General features: G+C 72.0%; 18 protein-coding genes and 1 tRNA gene. 10 read left to right on the top strand and 9 right to left on the bottom strand.

Annotated features, from left to right (window positions below; translation table 11 throughout):
- Positions 1-98 precede the first annotated feature (98 nt).
- The 8 genes from ACFVQ3_RS11810 to ACFVQ3_RS11775 all read right to left on the bottom strand — a co-directional run bounded on the left by ACFVQ3_RS11810 (position 99) and on the right by ACFVQ3_RS11775 (position 8,019).
- The gene (locus tag ACFVQ3_RS11810; protein ID WP_030151967.1) at positions 99-767 is read right to left on the bottom strand and encodes a response regulator transcription factor; all 669 of its coding nucleotides are present in this window, start codon (positions 765-767) and stop codon (positions 99-101) included.
- Positions 764-2,368, bottom strand: coding sequence for a sensor histidine kinase (locus tag ACFVQ3_RS11805; protein WP_387638996.1), 1,605 nt, complete (start codon positions 2,366-2,368; stop codon positions 764-766). Before ACFVQ3_RS11805 ends, ACFVQ3_RS11810 begins: the two co-directional genes overlap by 4 nt.
- Positions 2,368-2,799, bottom strand: a complete 432-nt coding sequence (locus tag ACFVQ3_RS11800) for a hypothetical protein (protein ID WP_387638994.1) — start codon at positions 2,797-2,799, stop codon at positions 2,368-2,370. The genes ACFVQ3_RS11805 and ACFVQ3_RS11800 overlap by 1 nt, the downstream gene beginning before the upstream one ends.
- A gap of 125 nt (positions 2,800-2,924) precedes the next feature.
- Positions 2,925-3,992: an adenosine deaminase gene (locus ACFVQ3_RS11795; protein ID WP_387638991.1), complete on the bottom strand. Its 1,068-nt coding sequence runs from the start codon at positions 3,990-3,992 to the stop codon at positions 2,925-2,927.
- Between the two features lie 74 nt (positions 3,993-4,066).
- Positions 4,067-4,750 carry a response regulator gene (locus tag ACFVQ3_RS11790; RefSeq protein ID WP_387639048.1) on the bottom strand — a complete coding sequence of 228 codons (684 nt, stop codon included), beginning with the start codon at positions 4,748-4,750 and terminating at the stop codon, positions 4,067-4,069.
- Between the two features lie 41 nt (positions 4,751-4,791).
- The gene (locus ACFVQ3_RS11785) at positions 4,792-6,192 is read right to left on the bottom strand and encodes a sensor histidine kinase (protein WP_387638988.1); all 1,401 of its coding nucleotides are present in this window, start codon (positions 6,190-6,192) and stop codon (positions 4,792-4,794) included.
- The gene (locus ACFVQ3_RS11780; RefSeq protein WP_387638985.1) at positions 6,179-7,033 is read right to left on the bottom strand and encodes an ABC transporter permease; all 855 of its coding nucleotides are present in this window, start codon (positions 7,031-7,033) and stop codon (positions 6,179-6,181) included. Before ACFVQ3_RS11780 ends, ACFVQ3_RS11785 begins: the two co-directional genes overlap by 14 nt.
- The gene (locus ACFVQ3_RS11775; protein WP_387638982.1) at positions 7,030-8,019 is read right to left on the bottom strand and encodes an ABC transporter ATP-binding protein; all 990 of its coding nucleotides are present in this window, start codon (positions 8,017-8,019) and stop codon (positions 7,030-7,032) included. The genes ACFVQ3_RS11780 and ACFVQ3_RS11775 overlap by 4 nt, the downstream gene beginning before the upstream one ends.
- 444 nt (positions 8,020-8,463) lie before the next feature.
- On the opposite strand from ACFVQ3_RS11775, the gene ACFVQ3_RS11770 reads away from it, so the two are divergent.
- The 6 genes from ACFVQ3_RS11770 (at position 8,464) to ACFVQ3_RS11745 (ending at position 13,646) form a co-directional block, all read left to right on the top strand.
- A tRNA-Trp gene (locus ACFVQ3_RS11770) sits at positions 8,464-8,536 on the top strand.
- Between the two features lie 104 nt (positions 8,537-8,640).
- Entirely contained in the window at positions 8,641-8,916 is a 276-nt protein-coding gene (secE, locus tag ACFVQ3_RS11765; protein ID WP_138825573.1) for a preprotein translocase subunit SecE, read from the top strand.
- A gap of 126 nt (positions 8,917-9,042) precedes the next feature.
- On the top strand, positions 9,043-9,858 hold the full coding sequence (gene nusG / locus ACFVQ3_RS11760) for a transcription termination/antitermination protein NusG (RefSeq protein ID WP_387638979.1): 816 nt from the start codon (positions 9,043-9,045) through the stop codon (positions 9,856-9,858).
- 73 nt (positions 9,859-9,931) lie between these two features.
- Entirely contained in the window at positions 9,932-10,363 is a 432-nt protein-coding gene (gene rplK, locus ACFVQ3_RS11755) for a 50S ribosomal protein L11 (protein WP_387638976.1), read from the top strand.
- Positions 10,364-10,517: 154 nt separating this feature from the next.
- Positions 10,518-11,234, top strand: coding sequence for a 50S ribosomal protein L1 (gene rplA, locus ACFVQ3_RS11750; RefSeq protein WP_191791553.1), 717 nt, complete (start codon positions 10,518-10,520; stop codon positions 11,232-11,234).
- Between the two features lie 369 nt (positions 11,235-11,603).
- Positions 11,604-13,646 (top strand): alkaline phosphatase family protein, encoded by a 2,043-nt coding sequence (locus tag ACFVQ3_RS11745; RefSeq protein ID WP_387638973.1) that lies wholly within the window; start codon positions 11,604-11,606, stop codon positions 13,644-13,646.
- A gap of 148 nt (positions 13,647-13,794) precedes the next feature.
- Here the strand turns inward: ACFVQ3_RS11745 and ACFVQ3_RS11740 are convergent, their stop codons facing one another.
- Entirely contained in the window at positions 13,795-15,180 is a 1,386-nt protein-coding gene (locus ACFVQ3_RS11740; RefSeq protein WP_387638970.1) for a glycosyl hydrolase family 18 protein, read from the bottom strand.
- Between the two features lie 521 nt (positions 15,181-15,701).
- On the opposite strand from ACFVQ3_RS11740, the gene ACFVQ3_RS11735 reads away from it, so the two are divergent.
- The 4 genes from ACFVQ3_RS11735 (at position 15,702) to ACFVQ3_RS11720 (ending at position 21,264) form a co-directional block, all read left to right on the top strand.
- Positions 15,702-16,301, top strand: a complete 600-nt coding sequence (locus ACFVQ3_RS11735; RefSeq protein ID WP_387638967.1) for an RNA polymerase sigma factor — start codon at positions 15,702-15,704, stop codon at positions 16,299-16,301.
- Positions 16,298-16,795 (top strand): hypothetical protein, encoded by a 498-nt coding sequence (locus ACFVQ3_RS11730; protein ID WP_387638964.1) that lies wholly within the window; start codon positions 16,298-16,300, stop codon positions 16,793-16,795. Before ACFVQ3_RS11735 ends, ACFVQ3_RS11730 begins: the two co-directional genes overlap by 4 nt.
- 81 nt (positions 16,796-16,876) lie before the next feature.
- Positions 16,877-18,688 (top strand): S8/S53 family peptidase, encoded by a 1,812-nt coding sequence (locus ACFVQ3_RS11725; RefSeq protein WP_387638961.1) that lies wholly within the window; start codon positions 16,877-16,879, stop codon positions 18,686-18,688.
- Between the two features lie 5 nt (positions 18,689-18,693).
- Complete coding sequence (locus tag ACFVQ3_RS11720) at positions 18,694-21,264, top strand: CHAT domain-containing protein (RefSeq protein ID WP_387638958.1); 2,571 nt, start codon at positions 18,694-18,696, stop codon at positions 21,262-21,264.
- The last annotated feature ends 157 nt before the right edge of the window (positions 21,265-21,421 follow it).

Below are 21,421 nucleotides of genomic sequence, written 5' to 3'. Positions count from 1 at the left end.
CTCGTCGTCCCGGTCTCGTCGTCCCGGTCTCGCCGGGGCGTCCTGCGTCTCGTGTCCTGCGGACCCAGTTCGGCGTCCCGCGGACCGCGCACGGAGGATCAGGCCGCCGGGTCCGCCAGGCGGTAGCCCATGCCGCGTACCGTGACCACGCGCTCGGCACCCAGCTTGTTGCGCAGGTACCGCACGTACACGTCCACGACGTTGGAACCCGGGTCGAAGTCGTAGCCCCACACCCGTGACAGCAGCTGTTCGCGGCTGAGGACCTGACCGGGGTTGCGCAGGAACGTCTCGGCCAGCGCGAACTCGCGGGCGGACAGGTCGACCTCGCGGTCCTCGGTGCGGGCCCGGCGGGTGCGCAGGTCGAGGCTGAGCGAACCGTGCGAGAGCACCGTGACCTCCCCGGCAGGCTCCGTCCGCAGACGCAGCCGGATACGGGCTAGGAGCTCTTCGAAGCGGAACGGCTTGACCATGTAGTCGTCGGCGCCCCCCTCGAGCCCGGCGACGGTGTCCGTCACGGACGAGCGGGCCGTGAGGATGATGACCGGGATGGTGCTGCGGGACGCGCGCAGGCGGCGCAGGACGGTGAAGCCGTCCTGGTCGGGCAGACCGAGGTCGAGGATCATGAGGTCGTACTCCCCGGTCTGGGCCAGGTCGTACCCCTCCCGACCGGTGGTCACGGCCACGCTCGCGTACCCTGCGGCACGCAGCCCCTTGGTCACGAACGACGAGATCCGGGTCTCGTCCTCGACGACGAGGATCTGGCTCACAACGATGTCCTTTCACCCTGACGTGCCCGAGAGGTGACCGGGATCTCCATGGTGAGGGGTGTCTCGGTCGTGCTGGTGAGTGGTGACCTCGGGAGGAGGGGGGATCCACCCGTGGCGCCGTGGTCGGCCGGTTCGGGGACGGGAGGGGCGTGTCCGGGGTCGAGCGGGAGGTCGAGCGTGAAGGTCGAGCCGAAGCCTCGGGTCGAGGAGACCTCGACCCGTCCCTCGTGCCCGCCGGCGATCGCGCTGACGATCGCCAGTCCGAGGCCCGCGCCGTCGCGGAACGCCGGCTCGCGCTCGGCCTGCGCGAAGCGGACGAAGATGCGTTCGAGCTGGTCGGGGGAGACGCCGATGCCCTCGTCGCGCACCCACAGACGGATCCGACCGTCGCGGACCGAGGACCCCAGGGTGATCCTGGAGCCGGGCGCGGAGAACTTCACGGCGTTGGAGGCGAGCTGCAGCCAGGCCTGCGTGAGGCGCTGCTCGTCGACGTGAGCCGTCGCCCCGGTGCGCGCGTCGACCGTCCACCGGCGGTCGCCCAGGAGGCGTGCCTTGTCGAGGATGTCGTCCGTGAGCCGGCCGAGGTCGGTCTCCTCGAGCCGCACGAACCCGGGGCTGCCCGCCGTGGCGAGGGTCATGAGGTCGTCGACGAGCCGGTGCATCCGGTCGAGCTCGTCGAGCGCGAGGTCGCGCGTGCTCGCGGCGTCCTCCGGGTCGTCGGGGTCCATGAGCTCGAGGTGTCCCCGCACGATCGTCAGGGGCGTGCGCAGCTCGTGCCCGACGTCGTCGAGCAGCTCGTGCTCGGCGTCGAAGGCCGCTGCCAGGCGGTCCAGCATCTCGTTGAAGGCGTGCGTGAGCTCCGAGACGTCGTCGTTGCCCGTGACGGGGATGCGTTCGGACGTGTGGGTGTCGCTGATGCGCCGGGCGGTCTGGCCCAGGAGCCGCACGGGGCGCAGGAGACGCCCGGCGACGAGCCAGCCCACGCCGGCGATCAGCAGCAGGGCCACGACGGCGATGACCGCGTAGGTGCGGAAGACCTGGTCGAACTCGGCGTGCTCGGCGCTGCGGTCGAACGCCAGGACGAGCGCGGACGGGACGTCGCCGTCGGTCACGGGCACGACGAGGACCCGGTAGCTGGTGGTGGGTGTCGAGATCTCGCGCACGACGACGCGGTCGCCCGTGGTCAGGGGCTCGAGCGCGTCCATGAGGGAGTCGTCGTCCTCGAGCCGCAGGGGCACGGGTGTCGCGGCGATCCACTGGGCGCGGCCGCCGCGGAACCCGACCATGCCCTCGTGCGGGGCGGGGACGGTCTGCCGCATCGCGGTGTTCACGAGGTCGTCCGACGACGTGAACCGTTCACCGGTCGCGGGGTGCACGCCGTCGTGGGCCAGCGCCTCGAACTCCTCGAGCGAGCGCATGAGCGACTGGTCCATGCGGTCGTCGACGTGCGCGCGCTGGGCCGTGTACGCGACCCCGCCCGCGATGATCAGGCCGAGCGCGGCCAGGGCGAGGACCGCCCCGAGGATCCGGGCGCGGACCGTCTGGATCCTGGAGGGCGCCCGGCGAGGCGCGGGCTCGGTGCCCGGTGTGTGCTGCGCCATCATCCGTTCCCTGTGTCTGGGGTCCACATGCCGTCGTCGTACTCGTCGGACGGGCGGTACATGCCGTCGTCGTACTGGTCGCCCGGGTGGTACATGCCGTCGTCGTAGGGCTGGTCGGGGGTCTTGCCGACCGTGTCCGTGCCGCTGCGGGGCGGGGCGGGCTGCACGGGGACGAGCGGCGAGGTCGGGGTCGCCGGCTCGTCCTCGCCTGCCTCGCCGTCGTCCTCCGGCTCGTCGTCGGTCTCGTCGGGCGGCGGGGTGGGGGTCGGAGACGGCAGGGTGGTCTCCTGGGGGGTGGGGGCGGGAGTGAGGACGACGAGCCCCCGCAGGTCACGGTCCGGGGGGCTCGCGGAGACGAGGGCGACGGCGCCCGCGCCGGCGCCGAGTGCGACCAGCACGAGCGTGATCACCCACACCGTCGTCCGTCGCATGGCGCGAGTATCTCGGGTACGCATGAGAGACGGATGAGAGCGTGTGTCACCCGGAGCCTTGCCGTCCGCTCCGCCGTCGGCCCGGTGACCGCCCCGGTCGTCCGTCCCGCCGCCGACCCCTCGTGTCACCGCACCGACCGCCCGCCGGAGGCGGGGGCACCCTCCGGGGCCGCGGGGTCCTCCGCGAGCCAGGAGTCGACGCCGGCGAGCAGCCGGGCCCGCGTGGACTCTCCGGCGCGGCTCGCGCGGATCGAGGACCGGGCCAGGTCTGCGAGGTCCTCGTCGGAGAACCCGTGCTCGGTCCGCGCGGACTCGTACTGCGCCACGAGGCGCGAGCCGAAGAGCAACGGGTCGTCGGCGCCGAGCGCGACCTGGGCTCCCGCGTCGACGAGCGCCCCGAGCGGGACCTGCGCGCCGTCGTCGTACACCCCGAGCGACACGTTCGAGGCGGGGCACACCTCGAGCGCGACCCCGCGCTCGACGACCTGCTCGAGGACACGCGGGTCCTCGACCGAACGCACCCCGTGCCCGATCCGGTCGGGGTCGAGGTCCGTGAGCACCTCGCTCACGTGGTCCGGACCGAGGAGCTCGCCCCCGTGCGGGACGAGCGCGAGGCCCGCCCGGCGGGCGATCGAGAAGGCCGGGGCGAAGGCCGCGGTGTCCCCGCGCCGCTCGTCGTTGCTCAGCCCGAAGCCCAGGACCTCGCCCGGGCCGTCGCCCACGTACTGGGCCGCGAGGCGTGCGAGGGTCCGCGCGTCGAGCGGGTGGCGCATGCGCGACGCCGCGACGATCACCCCGACCTCGGTCCCGGTCGCCGCGCTGGCCTCCCGCGCCGCGTCGAGCACGATCTCCACCGCGGGCGAGATGCCGCCCACGAAGGGGGCGTACGACGTGGGGTCGACCTGGATCTCGAGACGGCCAGACCCCTCCGCGGCGTCGTCCTGCGCCGCCTCGAGCACGATCCGGCGCATGTCGGCCTCGGAGCGCACGCACGCGCGCGCCGCGTCGTACAGGCGCTGGAACCGGAACCAGCCACGCTCTGTCGCGGGCAGGCGCAACGGGTCGCCGTCGAGCAGGGCCGACGGGAGCCGTACGCCGTACTGCGCGGCGAGGTCGTGCAGCGTCGCCGGTCGCATGGAACCGGTGAAGTGCAGGTGGAGGTGGGCCTTGGGGAGCTTCGCCAGATCACGCACAGAGGCAGTCTCGCACCCCGCCCGCACCGCTCGAGGGCCCGGCCCGTCCCCCGGTCCGCGCGGACCGGGTGAGATCACGCCCCCGGCAGGATGCCCCGCTCGATCGCGACCGTGACGGCGCGCGTGCGGTCGTCGACCCCGAGCTTGGCGAAGGCGCGCAGCAGGTGCGTCTTGACCGTGGCCTCGGAGATGAAGAGCTCGCGCCCGATCGCCGGGTTGCTCAGCCCCCGCGCGACGAGGCCCAGGACCTGGGCCTCTCGCGCCGTCAGACGCTCGCCCGCGCCCCGCACGGTCGTGACGAGCCGTGTCGCGACCGTGGGTGCGAGGACGGTCTCGCCGCGGGCCGCGGCGCGGATGCCCGCGACGAGCACGTCGCGCGGCGTGTCCTTGAGCAGGTAGCCCGTCGCGCCGGCCTCGACGGCGCGCAGGATGTCGGTGTCGGTCTCGTACGTCGTGAGCACGACGACGCGTGGCCGCCTCGCCCCCGGCGCAGGGGAGGCGAGGATCTCGGCCGTCGCGCCCACGCCGTCGAGCACGGGCATGCGCAGGTCCATGAGGACGACGTCGGGTCCCAGCTCGCGCGCGAGGGTCACGCCCTCGCGGCCGTCACCCGCCTCGCCGACCACGACGAGGTCCGGCTCGGCCATGAGCATCCCGACGAGCCCCGAGCGCACCACCGGATGGTCGTCGACCACGAGGACCCGCACCGGGGGAGCCGACGACGGCGCACCGGTCCCGGGGGCGGCGGCGGTCGCCATGGCGTGGGTGGGTGAGGGGGACGGGTGGTCGGCGGGCGAGGTCACGGCTGGCTCCGGGGGAGAGGGGCGGGCAGGGGCGGGGCGTCGGCAGGGTGGTCGGCGGGCACGGGCAGCTCGACCCGGACGCGCGTCCCGCCTCCCGGCGCAGACACGACGGTCACCGTGCCGTCGCCTGCGGCGACGCGCTCACGCATGCCGCGCAGGCCGAACCCTTCCACGACCCCCGGGCCCAGCCCCTGACCGTCGTCCGTGACCTCGAGGACGACCGTGACGCCGTCGGGCACCGTGGTCCCGGGGCGACCACGCCCCAGGGAGACGACGACGGCGGTCGCCTGCGCGTGCCGGCGCACGTTCGCCAGGGCCTCCTGCGCGGACCGCAGCAGGACCACGTCCTCGGCGCTGCCGAGCCCCGGCACGGCCGACAGGCGCAGCGTCACCGCGACCCCCGACTCGTCCTCGAAGCGGGCGGCCAGGCGCTCGATCGCCTCGACGAGCGTCGCGCCCTGCAACGGCAGGGGAGCGAACGCCGTGACGAGGGACCGAGCCTCGGCCAGGTTGTCGCGGGCCGTGGCCTCGACGAGCGCGAGCCGGTCCCGGGCCGCGCCCACGTCGTCACGGTCGAGGTCGGCGCTCGCGGCCTGGGCCAGCATGACGACGCTCGTGAACCCCTGCGCCAGGGTGTCGTGGATCTCGCGCGCCATGCGCTCGCGCTCGGCCGCGACCCCGGCCGCGTGGTGGACCGTCCCGAGCTCTGCCTGCGCGGCGTTGAGGTCGTCGACGAGCTGGGCGTGGCGCGCCGTCTGGAGCATCGTCTGGCCCACCCACACCCCGAGCATGGTCGAGAAGGCCAGGGCGATGCCCATCTGCGGTGCCGTCTCGACGAGGGCCTCGCGGGAGAACCCGGACGGAGCGGTCAGGGCGAAGGTCGTGCCCACCGCGAGCAGGGTCGAGAGCGCGAGGCTCACCCACCGGCGCTCCGACAGCATCCAGATCTGGGTGAACGCGACGAACAGCAGGAACGTCCCGAGCTGGTTCTGGATCACCGCGACGTCGGTCGCGACGATCAGGATCAGCAGGTAGGCGACGGCCAGGCGCTGGTCCCGGTTCCGGGCGGCCCGCCGGCCCAGGACCGTGTAGGCGACCAGGATCACGGCCATCGCGCCCAGGGCCCGGGTGAGCCGGTCGGGCTCGATCCCGGCCGAGACGAGGGCCAGCGCGCTCAGCCCCACGACCACGTAGAAGCCGACGTCCCACCACACGACGATCCGGTCCCACGAACCCTCGACCCGGTCGAGGGCCGAGCCGGGGGCGGGCGCAGGGCCGGGACCGGGCGCCGGGCCGGGAGCGAGCGGGGCGGGCGCGCCCGTGGCGGCCGAGCCGGAGGGCCCCGCCGCCACGGACCCCGTCGCCGGACGGTCCACCGGGCTCTCAGCCGTCGTCACGCCGCCTCCACCTGAACGTCCGGACCCCCACCACGAGGCCCACGACGAGCCACGCCACCAGTACAGCAGCCGTCGCGCCGTGCTGCCACGACCCGGTCGTCTCGAGGGTCACGGCCTCGGGCGGCAGGAACACCGAGCGCATGCCCTGCGCGAGCCACTTGAGCGGGAAGACCGACGCGACCTGCTGCATCCAGGACGGCAGGGCGAAGAACGCGAAGAACACGCCCGAGATGAACTGCAGGACCAGGACGATCGGGGTCACGACGGCGCTCACGGACTTCCCGGACCGGGGGACCGAGGAGAAGGCGACGCCGAGCACCGAGCCGGTCGCGGTGCCGAGCACGAACACCCACGCGAACGTCGCCCAGGCCGACGCGGTCGAGGGCATCGGGACGTCGAACGCCGTGGCGGCGAGCAGCAGCAGCGCCGCAGTCTGGACGGTGGTCACGAGCAGGACCTGCCCGATCTTCCCCAGGAAGTACGAGGTCGCAGGGAGCGGGGTCGCGCGCAGGCGCTTGAGCGTGCCGTCGTCGCGCTCGACCGAGATCGAGATCGCGAGGTTCTGGAAGCTCGTGAGCATGACGCCCGTGGCGACCATGCCCGGGAGGAAGTACTGCGCGTAGGGCACGGATCCGGCGGCGTTCCCCTGCTCCTCCTGCCCGAACACCGTCGCGAAGATCGCCATGAGGATGAGCGGGTAGGCCAGGATGAAGACCACCGCGTCGCGCTCGCGCAGGAACGCGAGCAGCTCGATCCAGGTCCGCCGCAGACCGGTGCGCACGACGCCGGGCAGGGGGCGCCCGGCAGGCAGCGCGCGGGCGGGGACGGTCTGGGTGCTCATCGGGAGGCCTCCTGGGTGAGGGACGAGGACGTGGTGGCCTGCGTCGTGGGGGACGGATCGACGGTGCGGGATGCGGGCGGGATGCTCGGGAGCGCCCCGATCAGATCGAGGTAGACCTCCTCGAGGCTCGGCTGGAGCACCCGCAGGCCGGGCACCTCGCCGTCGGGTCCGGCCAGGCGTGCCGCGAGCGACGCGACCAGCGCGGTCGGGTGGTCGGTGCGCTCGGCGTGCGCGACGCCGTCGGACTCCCACCGCACGACGGGGCGCAGCGCGTCGGGCCCGCCCAGGTCGGCCGGCGCCCCGAGGGCGACGACCTTCCCGTCGCGCACGACGGCGGCGCGGTCGGCCAGGTGCGCGGCCTCGTCGAGGTAGTGGGTCGTCAGCAGGATCGTGGTGCCGCCCTCGCGCAGGGCCAGGACGAGGTCCCAGAAGCTGCGGCGGGCCTGCGGGTCGAACCCGGTCGTGGGCTCGTCGAGGAACAGCAGCTCGGGGTCGCCCACGATCCCGAGCGCGACGTCGAGGCGGCGCCGCTGACCGCCCGAGAGCTGGCGGGCACGCGTGGACGCCTTCTCCAGCAGCCCGACGGCGGCGATCACCTCCTCGGGGTCGCGCGGGGCGGGGTAGAACGTCGCGAAGTGGTGCACGAGCTCGCGCACCGTGAGCTCGGCCTGGTCGCGCGAGTCCTGCAGGACGACGCCGATGCGGCTGCGCCACGCCCGGCCCGCGAGCGCGGGGTCCTCGCCCAGGACCTGGACCTGGCCACCGTCCCGCTTGCGGAAGCCCTCGAGGATCTCGACCGTCGTGGTCTTGCCCGCGCCGTTGGGGCCGAGGACCGCGAAGATCTCGCCGCGCTCGACCGTGAGGTCCAGGCCGTCGACGGCCTGTTTCACGACGCCGCCGCGCTGCGTGTACCGCTTGGTGAGCCCGTGGACCTCGATGGCCGGGGAGCCCGTTCCTGCTCGGGGAGGTGTCCTGTCTCTGCTCATGGCCCCAGCCTGGTCGGCGGTGGCGGGGCGGCGCGACGACCGGTCGGGGGGACGTGGGGTCCACCGACCGGTGGACCCCGAGGGCGACGGCCGTGCCCGCCGAGGGTGACGGACCCGTCTGCCGAGGGTGACGGGCCCGTTGGCCGAGGGTGACGGACCCACCTGCCGAGGGCGACGGCCGCGCCCGCCGAGGGTGACGGACCCGTCGGCCGAGGGTGACGGCCGCGCCCGAACCGTGGACGCCGAGGGTGCCAGCACGGGGCGGTCCTCTAGGCTGGGGGTGAAGGAACGGTGACGCAGGTCGCCGTGGCGCGGCGCCGGGAGGCGTGGGACGAGGCCGGTTCGACCACGGCGCTCGGTTCGCGTACAGTATTCCTTCGGTGGCAGGTGTCCACCCGATGTTCTCTGCCTTCACGGCAGGTGCACGGGTGGTGCCGATCACGAAGGGCAGTGGCGCAATTGGTAGCGCAGCGGTCTCCAAAACCGCAGGTTGCAGGTTCGAGCCCTGTCTGCCCTGCAAGGCGTCGTCCCTCCCGGGGCGTGCGCGTAGTCCGGTAACGGGTTACACCACGAGAGGTCAGCATCGGTTTCGGTTTCAACGTCACGTAGTGGGGATGAACAGTGAGCGAATCGCCATCAGAGGCGCTGGGTGCTGAAGGCGTGCGCGCCGGCGGTGACAAGAAGAAGGGCGACGCGAAGAAGGGCAACATCTTCTCGCGCATCGCGCTCTTCGTCCGCCAGGTGATCGCCGAGCTCAAGAAGGTCGTCACCCCCACTCGTTCCGAGCTGATCACCTACACCACCGTCGTCCTCGTCTTCGTGGCCGTGGTCATGGCGTTCGTGACGGTGCTCGACTTCGGGATCGGCAAGGCCGTCCTGTGGGTCTTCGGGGGCTGATCCCCGGAGGGCGCCCCGTGCCGCGGGCTTCTCGCGGCACCGGAGCAGTTCGCGCCCGGAGCGTATGGACCGGTACCGGTCCCGTCAGTTGCATGTTCGCGTAGTCAGCAGAAAGCAGGTTCGTTCGTGTCCCAGGAGTCGCTGGACCAGGCGGAGAACGTCGATCCCACCGAGCCCGTCGCCGAAGGCGCCGAGGCCGAGCTCGACGCGCCCGAGGCTGCCATCGACGAGGTCGAGGCGGACGACGACGCACAGGACACCCCGGACACCGAGGTGGGGGACGAGGAGTCGGCCGAGGCTGACGACGAGTCCCGCGTCGACGAGGACGGCGACGTCCTCGACGACCTCGACCCGGTCGAGGAGTTCAAGAAGGACCTGCGCACCAAGCCCGGTGACTGGTTCGTCATCCACTCCTACGCGGGTTACGAGAACCGTGTGAAGGCCAACCTGGAGAACCGCATCCAGAGCCTCAACATGGAGGACTTCATCTTCCAGATCGAGGTTCCCATGGAAGAGGTCGCGGAGATCAAGAACGCGCAGAAGAAGATCGTCCGTCGCGTCCGTATCCCCGGCTACGTGCTGGTGCGCATGGACCTGACCGACGAGTCGTGGGGCGCGGTGCGCCACACGCCCGGCGTCACCGGCTTCGTGGGGCACACCCACCAGCCCGTGCCGCTGACGCACGACGAGGTCTTCTCCATGCTGGCCCCGACGATCGAGCCCAAGGCCGAGGCCGGCAAGCCTGCCGCGACCGCCAAGGCGCCGTTCGAGGTCGACTTCCAGGTCGGCGAGTCGGTCACCGTCACGGACGGTCCGTTCGACACGCTCCCCGCGACGATCTCCGAGATCAACGCCGAGGGTCAGAAGCTCAAGGTCCTCGTCTCCATCTTCGGCCGGGAGACCCCGGTCGAGCTGTCGTTCAACCAGGTCGCCAAGATCTGACCCTGCTCGACAGCACCTGCAACCGGGTCATCGCCCACGGCGTCGGCCCAGACACAGAAAGCACGGATTTCTCATGCCTCCCAAGAAGAAGGTCTCTGGGCTGATCAAGCTCCAGATCAAGGCCGGCGCTGCAACTCCCGCCCCGCCGATCGGCCCCGCGCTCGGTCAGCACGGCGTCAACATCATGGAGTTCTGCAAGGCGTACAACGCCCAGACCGAGTCGCAGCGCGGCAACGTCATCCCCGTGGAGATCACGGTGTACGAGGACCGCTCGTTCACCTTCATCACGAAGACGCCCCCGGCTGCGGAGCTCATCAAGCAGGCCGCCGGCGTCGACAAGGGATCGCCCACGCCGCACACGGTCAAGGTCGCGAAGCTGACGTCCGCGCAGGTGCGCGAGATCGCTCAGACCAAGCTCGAGGACCTCAACGCGAACGACCTCGACGCTGCGACGCTCATCATCGCGGGCACCGCCCGTTCGATGGGCATCACCGTCGAGGGCTGAGCACCACCCCCTCCGGACCGGTTCGTACCGGTCCGTCGGTCGGTCTCGCGGCCGACCAATCATGAATCATCAGGTCCCGGCGGGTTCGCCCGCCGGGACAGTGGCAGGGTCCGCGCGGACCCGTAGACCACGACTGCTCGAGAAGGAGAAGCAGATGGCAACGCGCAGCAAGGCGTACCGCGCCGCAGCGGAGAAGATCGACCACGACGAGCTCTACTCCCCGCTCCAGGCCGTGCGCCTGGCGAAGGAGACCTCGCCCACCAAGTACGACGCGACCGTCGAGGTCGCCTTCCGTCTCGGTGTCGACCCCCGCAAGGCGGACCAGATGGTCCGTGGCACGGTCAACCTCCCCCACGGCACGGGCAAGACCGCCCGCGTCCTGGTCTTCGCGAACGGTGAGAAGGCGGAGCAGGCTCGTGCGGCCGGCGCCGACATCGTCGGTGGCGACGAGCTCATCGAGAAGGTGGCCGCAGGCTTCACGGACTTCGACTCCGCGGTCGCTACCCCGGACCTCATGGGCAAGGTCGGTCGTCTCGGTAAGGTCCTCGGCCCCCGTGGTCTGATGCCGAACCCGAAGACCGGCACCGTCACGATGGACGTCGCGAAGGCCGTCGAGGACATCAAGGGCGGAAAGATCGAGTTCCGCGTCGACAAGCACGCGAACCTCCACTTCATCATCGGCAAGGTCTCGTTCGACGAGAAGGCGCTCGTGGAGAACTACGCCGCAGCGATCGAAGAGGTCCTGCGTCTGAAGCCGTCCTCCTCGAAGGGCCGCTACATCACCAAGGCGACGCTCTCGACCACGATGGGCCCCGGCATCCCGCTGGACCAGTCCAAGGTCTCGAAGCTCCTCGAGGACGACGCGGCCTGATCGCCTCGTCCTTCTGCCCGACGGCGTCTCTCCCCTTCACGGGGAGGGGCGCCGTCGGTCTTTTGTCGTCCTGGAGCCCTGGAGCCCTGGAGCCCTGGAGCCCTGGAGCCCTGGAGTCCTGGAGCCCTGGAGTCCTGCGGTGCTCCGCGAAGACGCCGCGGTGTGCCGAGAGGACGATTTGCCCGATACCTCCCTCCGGTGACGCGATTCACCGGGGGACGGCCGGAGACGTTCACTGTCCCGATCGTCCTGGTTCATCACCGGTCTGCTTGGTGCGGTCAGAGTGATGCCTGTCTGGACAAGTGAGTCTCGCGACGCCGTCCGGACATCGCATCCATGACGTGCACCATGACGACTGAAGGGTTGGACATGCGCAAGATCGCACACCTGGCACTCGCCGGGAGCCTGGCGGCGGGGACGTTCCTCGTGCCGGCGGCCGCGTTCGCGACTGAGGGGGACGCCCCTGTCCTGCAGGGAACTCGTACGGACAAGACGCTCGTGATCGGCTTGGACGGCGCGCGCCTCGACAAGATCGAGGCAGCGTCGACCCCGAACCTGCACGCGCTCATGCAGCGCGGGACGTACGGGCACAGCCTCCTGTACGCCACGAGCGACGCGCCGGAGGTGAGCCAGCGCGGGGCCCAGACGGTGTCGGGCGCGGGCTGGTCGACGATCCTCACGGGCGTGTGGACGGACAAGCACAACGTCCGGGACAACTCGTTCGCGGGCAAGAACTACGCGCAGTACCCGAGCTTCCTCGACCGCCTCGAGCAGGTCGACCCGAGCATCGCGACGTTCGCGGCATCGACCTGGGCGCCGATCACGTCGTCGGCGAGCAACGGGGACATCGTCTCGGCCGGCATCGACCTGCGTCTCGCGACGGGCTCCGACGTCAAGACCGAGCAGGCTGCGATCACCTACCTCGGGACGCAGAACCCGGACGTGACCTTCCTCCACCTCGACGACATCGACGGCGCGGGCCACAGCCATGGCGCGGACGCCGCCCAGTACACGGCCGAGCTCGAGGTGCAGGACGCCCGCATCGGACGGATCCTCGCGGCGGTCGAGGCGCGCTCGACTCGCGCGACCGAGCGCTGGAACGTCATCGTGACGGCCGACCACGGGCACCTGCCCACGGGCGGTCACGGGGGCCGGGCCCAGACCGAGCGCGCGACGTTCGTCATCGCTGCGGGTGACGGCATCGAGGCGCGGGGCAGGCAGGAGAACCTCGCGATCACGGACATCGCTCCGACCGTCCTGCGTCAGGCAGGTGTCGCGGTGGACCCCGCGTGGGGCCTCGACGGCACAGCGATCGGCGACGACGTCACGGACGACTTCGACGCCCTGCGCCCCGCCCTCTCGGCGCGCGTCGACGAGACGGGGGTCCCTGCCGGGACGCTCGGCTTCACGACGACGCCGCCGTCCGGCTGGAGCGTGGACAACTCGGCCATGCCGTCAGGTGGCGTGACCGAGTGGCGTGGCTGGTCGTTCACGACCCAGACGTTCTGGTCCGCGGCGGAGCCGGGGCAGGCGCGCGAGAACTTCACGCGTGGCCGCGACGTGATCGCGGTCGCGGACTCGGACGAGTGGGACGACAAGAGCCACGGCGCGGGGAAGTTCGACTCGACGCTCGTGACGCCGGCGTACCCGGTCGCGGGCAAGGAGCAGGCGGTGCTGAGCTTCGAGCACTCCTACCGTCACGACCGTGCGCAGGTCGCGGAGGTTCTCGTGAGCTTCGACGGCGGAGCGCCGGTCCAGGTCGCCGCGTTCCCAGCGAGCGACAACGGGAAGCGCACGATCGTCACGGAGGTCCCGGCCGGGGCGAGGACCGCGCAGTACCGCTTCCACTACAGCGGCACGAACGACTGGTTCTGGGCCCTCGACCAGGTGCGCTTCGCGGCGCAGGGTGGGACCGACCCGGCCGGTTCCGAGGGCATCGCGCTCCAGGCCCTCGTCGAGGAGCCCGTCGTCGAGGGCAGGCTCTCGATGACGGTGGCGAGCGACGGTGCGCCCGTGGTTCTCGCGGGCGGCCTGGACGGTGACCACCTGACGTACACCGCGGCGCTGCCTGTGGTGAGCGTCTCCGACACCCGCCTCGAGGCCGCGGGGTGGGCGGTGTCCGGGCAGTCGACCGCGTTCTCCGCGGGATCGACGACGTTCGGTGCCGAGCAGCTCGGCTGGACGCCTCGCCTGGTGGCGGACAAGCCGGGTGTCGTCGTCGGGCAACGTGTGTCCTCGGCACTGGACAGGGGAGCGGGGCTGTCGGTCCCGCAGTCCCTCGCTGGTGCTGACGCGATCGGCCGCAAGGGCACGTCCGACGTCACGGCCGATCTGGCGCTCGAGCTCCCGGCCGACACGGCGCCGGGTGCGTACGGTGCGACGCTGACGATGTCGCTCTTCCCCGTGGACTGACCTGCGATCGGGAGCGCCTCCCGGGCCCCCGGCCCACCGACGGCGCACAGCACCGAGCCGCTCGGTTCTCCACTCCCTGGGCGGGGTGGAGGACCGAGCGGCTCGGGTGGTGCAGGGGCGGGAGGCGGCCCGCCCCTGCGAAGGGGCGTCAGCAGGCGCCGAGGTCCTTCCACACGCCCCAGTCGCTGGGAGCAGGAGCGTCGCCGCGGGTCCACCACTTGGCCTGCCACGTGCGGCCGTTGTGGGAGACGGTGTTGCCGCCCGTGTAGATGGTCGTCGCGCTCCAGGGCGCGGCCGAGCAGGTGGCACCGGTGGTGCCGCCCGTGGTGCCGCCGGTCGTGCCACCCGTCGTTCCGCCGGTCGTGCCACCCGTGGTGCCGCCGGTGGTTCCACCCGTGGTTCCGCCGGTCGTCCCGCCGGTCGTTCCGCCCGTGGTGCCGCCGGTCGTCCCACCCGTCGTTCCGCCGGTCGTGCCTCCGCCCGAGCCCGTGCCGAGGCGCGCGCCCACGGCCGTCGCGAGGGCGTAGTTGTTCTTCTTGTCCCAGTTGATCGACCAGGTCATGACCCCGCCGATCTTGCCGTACGGCGTCGCGGGCTTGAAGGCGCCACAGTTCGTCCCGGTCTCGAGGCAGTCGACGGCCTTGATGACGTTCGCGATGGGCTGGTAGCCGCCGCCGGCCGCGGCCTGGACCGCGGGGACGCCGATGCCGACCTGGTCGGGACGCAGGCCCATCTCGAGCTGGATGCAGGAGAGCGAGGTGAGGAAGTCGATGCTGCCCTGGCTGTAGACCTGCTGGTTGCAGCCCATCATCGCGCCCGAGTTGTAGTACTGGGTGTTGACGATCGTCAGGATGTCCTTGATGGCGAGCGTGAGCTGGTAGTAGCCCATCGAGGTGGCCTGGTAGTCGATCGTCTGGGGGGCCATCGCGATGATGAGGTTCGGGCCCGCCTTGGCCGAGAGCTGGTGCAGCGCGCTCGACATGTACGTGGCGTTGATGCCGTGCTCGAGGTCGATGTCGACGCCGTCGAAGCCGTACTCCTGCATGAGGGCGTACGCGGTGTCGGCGAAGTTCTTCGCCTCGGTCGCGTTGGAGACGATGACGTTCCCCTTCTCGCCTCCGACGGACAGGATGACCTTGCGCCCCTGTGCCCGGATCGCGGCGATGTCGGCCTTGAACTGGGGCACCGTGTACCCGTTGAGCTCTGCGGTCGACAGGTTGAACGTGATGCCGCCGGGCGTACCGGTCAGGTTGTCGGCGAACGCGACGGCGACCAGGTTGTAGGCGGGCGGGATGTCGCTCAGCGGCATGACGACCGAGCCGTTGTTGAAGTTGTGCCAGTAGCCGGTGAGCCACTGGTGGCCCGGAGCGGCGGCGGTCGCGACGGTCGACGGCTGCGCCGCGGGCTGCGGGGCTGCCTGGGCGCTCGTTCCGGCGAGCGCGAGCCCGCCGAGGGCGACGGTGGCGGCGGTCAGTGCCGCGAGCAGGCGGGCCGGACGGCGGGCGCCGTCGGCGGGGTGACGATGGGTTCTCACGTGGTGCTCCTCTAGCAAGGGGTCCGGGACGTCGTCGTCTCACCGGGACCGTCCGAGTGGCCGATCATGGTCGGCCATGCCGACGTTACGTGAGCCGCGTCACGCCTGTGATGAGGGATTTCACCACTCTCTGCCCGCGGGCGGTACGGGGATCCCCCTACGTGCCGGGCACCCGTACGTGCGAGGTCCGGTCGCCCGACGACGTCGCGCGGGTCGCGTGGGGCGGGTCGCCGACGCCGTCGACAGACTTTCGAGAAGGACCTCCGGGTGCGTGTATCAAACGCGGCGCCGGTCCCTCTCTCCCGGCAGGAAGGGGTCCGGTGCACCACCGGCCCGCTGGGTCGAGCGTGTCTGAGCATGGGGTGAAGGGAGGTCCTGCGGTGGCGGAAATGCTTGTCCCACCTGGGCAGACGCCCCTAGACTCGGGTTCCCCCGAAGTACCCGAGCACGACCGAGAGCAGACGGCGCACCCAGCCATGACACGGATCACCGAGGACGTCCCGGAAGTCGACGAGCCGGAGGTGAGTCTCGGAGATCGTGCCGCGGCCGCCCTGCTCGACTACCGCGAGGGCAAGCACCAGGCGCTGGCCGACTTCGTGAGAGAGGCGACCCCGTTGCTGTGGCACACGGTACGGGCGCAGGGAGTCGTCCGTGAGCAGGCTGACGACATCGTCCAGAACACCTGGATGGCCCTGGTGCGCAACGCTCACACCATCCAGGAGCCTCACGCCGTGCTCAAGTGGCTCCTCGTGACCGCCAAGCGCGGGGCCTGGGAGGCCGTCCGCAAGCACCGTGACGACCAGAAGCGCCGGACCGAGCTGCCCGACGACATGCTCGACGGGCCCACGGGCACCCTGCCCTCGTCCGACCCCACCCCCGAGACCCAGGTTCTCGAGGTGGAGCGCGACCGCTACCTGTGGCGCGCTGTCCTCCAGCTGCCGGACCGCTGCCAGCAGCTGCTCCGGCTCATCTCGTTGGCGGACCGACCCGACTACAAGTACATCTCGAGCGCCATCGGTATGCCGGTGGGCAGCATCGGGTCCAACCGTGGGCGGTGCTTGGCCAAGCTCCGCGACATCATCGAGAGCGAGCAGGGGGACAGGACATGGGAAACATCATGAGCGCACCGTTGGGGTACAGCCCCGAGGAACCGCTGGACGCCGTCGACCTCGAGATCCTGGCGGATCTCGCCCGTATCCACACGATGCTCGACCCGGTGCCGGACGGGCTCGTCGAGCGGTCGCTGTTCGCGATCACGCTCGCCGGTCTGGAGGCCGAGGTCATGGACCTCGAGTACGTCCGTGTGCCGGAGATGTCCGTCCGGGGCGAGGCGCCGCCGATCGAGGCGCGCACCATCACCTTCACGGCCGAGTCCCTCACCGTCATGATCACGTTGTCCGGTCGTGACGACGGTCTGATCCGCATCGACGGCTGGGCCGCGCCGGCCGGAGAGCTGACGGTCGAGCTGCACCGCCCGGACGGGATGGTCTCGACCGTCGCCGACGAGGACGGTCGGTTCGTCTTCGACGCCGTCGGGCCCGGGCCGGCGAGCCTGCTCCTGCGTGCTCCCGGTGACGACGGCGACGCCGTGACGACGCCGATCATCGAGCTGTAGCCGCACGGCTCGTCTCTTTCTCCTTCGGAACGCCGGGCCGATCGGCCCGGCGGGTAGTCCCCTTCGTGCATTGGAGCACCGATGAGTGAGACCCCTGAGCAGCCTGTCGTCCCGCAGGGGCGACCGGCGTTCGGCGATCGTCCGAGCCGCCTGCAGTGGCGTACCCGGACCCTCGACCCGATCACCGCACCGCGCGGGGCGGGCAAGGCGTCACCGCACCCCACGTGGTACGTCGGTGACCGCATCCTCCTGCCCGCGTCCCCCGAGGACCTGACGGCCGAGGGGCCGCTCCGCCGGCTCAGGGAGGCTGCGGCGCGCTACGGGCTCACCGTCGAGGTCGAGGAGTCGAGCGAGCAGGACGCCGCACTGCTCGTCGAGGCGGATCTCGACCCCGAGACGACGAGCGACCTCCGACAGGTCTTCGGCCTGTCGGTCCGTCTGCGCAGGGCCGAGGGGAACAACGGGCCGCTGCCCGACGCGTGGGAGGTGATCGAGGATCTCGGTGGTCGCCTGCGCGCCGACGACGACCGCAGCTTCCGGGTCGCTCTCGACCACATGATCGCCCCGGCCCCGTACATCGGCGGGCAGCCCGCCATCCAGCCGTTCCCGTACACGCAGGGTCACCCGTACACGCAAGGGCATCCCTACACGCAGGGTCACCCGTACACGCAGGGCCACCCCTACACGCAAGGACATCCCTACACGCAGGGCCACCCCGCCGGCACGGCGGAGTACTCCCTGCCGGGGTGGGGCGGACGCACCCCGGTCAACTGGATCGGTCCGGTTCCTGCCCGGGCCCGGGGCCGCGGGGCCGACGACTTCACCGACTCCGAGGGTGAGCGGCGCCCGGTCGTCGCGGTGCTGGACACCGGGGTCGGCAAGCACCCGTGGTTCGACGACGACCTGGACGTGCGTGGCACGGTCGTCGTGCGTGACCCGGAGCTGCTGGGACAGCCGTTGTCGATCCTCCCGGAGACGGAGTACGAGTACGAGAACCCGGAGATCGGCGGGGTGTCGATCTCGCCCCTGACCGGCCCGCTCGACCCGGTCGCGGGCCACGGCACGTTCATCGCCGGCCTCGTGCACCAGAAGTGCCCGGACGCGGTCGTCCTCGCTCCCCGGCTCTACGGCGGGTCCGGCGTCGTCCCGGAGCGGGACCTCCTGCGGTCGCTCCGGCGGCTCCTGCTCTGGCACGTGCTCGGGCTCAGCGGACGCTCCGGCTACGCCCCGGTCGACGTCCTGGTCCTGTCGTTGGGCTATTACCACGAGCGCCCCGAGGACGCGGCGTTCGACGCTCCGTTCGGTACGGTCATCCGGGCGCTGCGGCGCTACGGCGTCCTCGTCGTGGTGTCGTCCGGCAACGACGGCCAGGTCCGCCCGATGTACCCCGCGGCGTTCGCCCCGCACATCGACCGCAAGGTGAAGCCTCCTGTGGCCCTGGACCCCTCGGAGCTGCTCCTCGCGGAACCGCCGGTCATGGCCGTCGGTGCGCAGAACCCTGACGAGACGACGGCGCTCTTCAGCAACGACGGCCCGTGGGTGACCTGCGTCCGCCCCGGTGCGGCGCTCGTCTCGACCGCCCCGACCACGATCGACGGCGCCGTCGCCCCCTCGAGGTGGGTCAAGGAGCTCTGGTCGGACGGGCGTCGAGCGACGATCGACCCCGAGGGGTTCCAGGGAGGATTCGCGTCCTGGAGCGGGACCTCGTTCGCTGCGCCGGTGCTCGCGGGTGAGCTTGCGGCGACCCTGCTGGCCCGTCGAGCGCAGGACCCGACGTCGCCCGCCGTGATCGAGCCCGGTCGTGGGGCGCCGCGACGCTGCGCCTGGCTGTGGGGATCCGTTACCCTGGCGACGGGGCTGGTGCCCGGAGATCCGGCGGTAGACATGGGGTGATCGGCGTGGCGCGTCGTGTGCCGGTGAGCGTGCTCGAGGCATGGTCGACTGCCCAGTACGTCAACTCCCAGGGGCAGCACGCGCGGGCCGCGCGACTCTTCCGGCAGATCACGAGCCGGGTCGGCGAGCCCGTGCCCGGGGAGCAGCGGGAGATCGCGTACGTCCGGGTCCGGGCGCTCGTCGGCTACGCGCAGACGCAGTTCGAGCTGACCGGGTCCCTGGCGGCCTCCTTGGAGACGCTCGACACGGCCGCACGGTGGGTCGAGACGTCCCGGCTGCCCGAGCTCGAGCTGATCGTGCACGGGCAGCGCGGCCTCCTGCTCCTCCGGACGGGGCGGGCGGTCGAGTCGCTCGCCGAGCTGGATGCCGCCGCTGTCGGTCAGCGGGACGCAGACCCGTTGGACGCTGCCGTGCTGCTCCTGAACAGGGGATCCCTCCACCTGGAGCTCGGCAACCTCGAGCGTGCGTCCGCGGACCTGGCCGGGGCCGCCCGGTACGCGGACGACATGGGCGACCAGCTGCTGCTGTCCAAGGCGAAGCACAACCTCGGCTACGTGGAGTTCCTGCGCGGTGACCTGCCGACGGCTCTGCGTGCCATGGAGGAGGCCGAGCACGGCGCGCCCGAACGGCACGCCTCGGTCGGGCTCATCGACAAGGCGCAGGTCCTGATCGAGGCGGGCCTGCTCTCCGACGCCGACGCGGCGCTCGCCGAGGCGCGCGAGCACCTCGCCCGCAACCGGATGGTCAGGGACGTCGCCGAGGTCGAGCTCCTGCGCGCACAGTGCCTCGTGGGCCTGCGCCGCTACACCGAGGCTCAGCGGCAGGCCCGTGCGGCCGCGGCCCGGTTCGACCGGATCGGCAACGGCCCGTGGGCGGCGCGCGCTCGGGTCGCGGAGCTCCAGGCGCGGCTCGCCGAGGACCGGTCGGTGGGCATCTCGGCCGGCGTGGCGCGTCGCCGGGCCGTGCGGGCGCTCGCGCTCGCCGACGTCGGTGTCGAGCTCGGGGACGCCGCGGGGCGTGGGGTGACCGTCCCCGCGCAGCTTCTCGCTGTCGAGTGGCTCCTCGCGGCGACCGACCTGGCCGGCGCACGGGAGGTCCTCGCGAGGGTGCCCCGCCAGCTGGGGCGCGCTGCGCTGCCGCTGCGGCTGCAGCACCAGGCAGTGTCGGCGCAGCTGGCGTTCGCCGCCGGGGAACGGGGGACGGCGCTCCGTGCCGTGCGCAAGGGGCAGCGGATGCTGGCCGAGCATCGTGAAGGCCTGGGGTCGGTCGATGCCGTGACGGCCTCCGCGGTGCACGGTGTGCGGCTGGGGCACGTCGACGTCGCGGCCGCCCTCCGTACCGGCAGCGCTGCGGCCCTGCTCGACGCCGTCGAGCGTGGACGGGCGACCGTCGCCGGGAGCGGCCGGGTCCGACCGCCTTCGGACTCGCGGTCGGCCGAGCTGCTCACCGCGGCGCGCCAGGAGATCGAGTCGGCCCGTCTCCTGGGGGCGAACCTCTCGGGCGAGCAGCTCGAGCGCCGTCGTGCACACCTGAGCGAGGCGCGGCGGCTGCAGGAGGCCGCACGGCGTCGGGCCTGGCAGGACGGCGGGGGAGCGGCGACGCCGACCGCGGTCACGGCGCGTCGCCTGCGCCGCGCCCTGTCGTCGGCGAACCCGTCGACCGTCGTCGCGGACTTCGTCGTGGCCGACGAGACGCTCCGCGTGCTGCGCGCGGACTCCTCGGGGCTGAGCATGATCCGGCTGGCCCCGATGGCGGAGGTCGGTGAGCGTATCCGACGGGCGCGCGCGGACCTCGACGTCCTGTCGAACGTGCTGATCCCGGCGCCGATGCGCGCCGCCGCCCGGGCGTCGCTCGACCGGAGCCTGGCGTGGCTGGACCGTGAGGTCCTCGCACCGATCGACGCGCAGGGCGACCTGCACATCGCGGCTCGCGACCTGCTGCTCGCGGTGCCGTGGTCCTCGTTGCCCTCGCGCGCGGGACGTCGGACCTGGGTCAACTCGTGGATCGACCTGCAGGAGGCGACCGGCGAGCGTGCCAAGCCCGACGTCGTGGTGGTGGCCGGTCCCGGGCTGCGGGCCGCGGCGTCCGAGGTCGTGGCGGTGGCCCGGACGTGGGAGCGTGCGACGGTCCTGGCCGGCGACGAGGCCACGTGCGCGGCCACGGTCGAGCGTCTCCCGTCGGCCGCGGTCGTCCATCTCGCGACCCACGGTCGGCACGAGACCGACAACCCGTTGTTCTCCTCGCTGCGGCTCGCGGACGGTCCGTTGTTCGCGCACGAGCTCGACGGTGTGGACCTGCGAGGTGCCGTGGTCGTCCTCTCGGCCTGCGAGGCGGGCCTGTCGACGGTCCGGATCGGTGGTGAGCCTCTGGGGCTCACGAGCGTCCTGCTCCGGCTCGGGGCGGCGGCCGTCGTGTCGAGCGTCGCCCCGTTGCGGGACGACGTCGCCGCGCGCGTCATGCCCGAGTTCCACGGCGAGCTGCGGGCCGGGGCCACGCCGGGCGACGCCCTCGCGACCGCGGTCGCGCAGGAGGACGAGCCCGTGCCCCTGGTCTGCTTCGGGCCGCTCACGGTCTGAGGAGCGGGAAGGTCCGGTCGGGGCGCAGCACGGCCTCCCCGACGCCCGACGTCGAGCGCTTCGCGACGCCGTCGGACCGGATTTGGACCATGCGCCGCCGTCGCGTACCCTGTTCCAGTACCCAAGACCGCCGGTCGTACCGTCCTGCCCGTTGACT

The organism is Oerskovia sp. NPDC057915 (genome assembly GCF_042887685.1).
GTDB lineage: Bacteria > Actinomycetota > Actinomycetes > Actinomycetales > Cellulomonadaceae > Oerskovia.
Note: the sequence above shows the minus strand (reverse complement) of the source record. Positions and strands in the feature narration are given on the sequence as shown.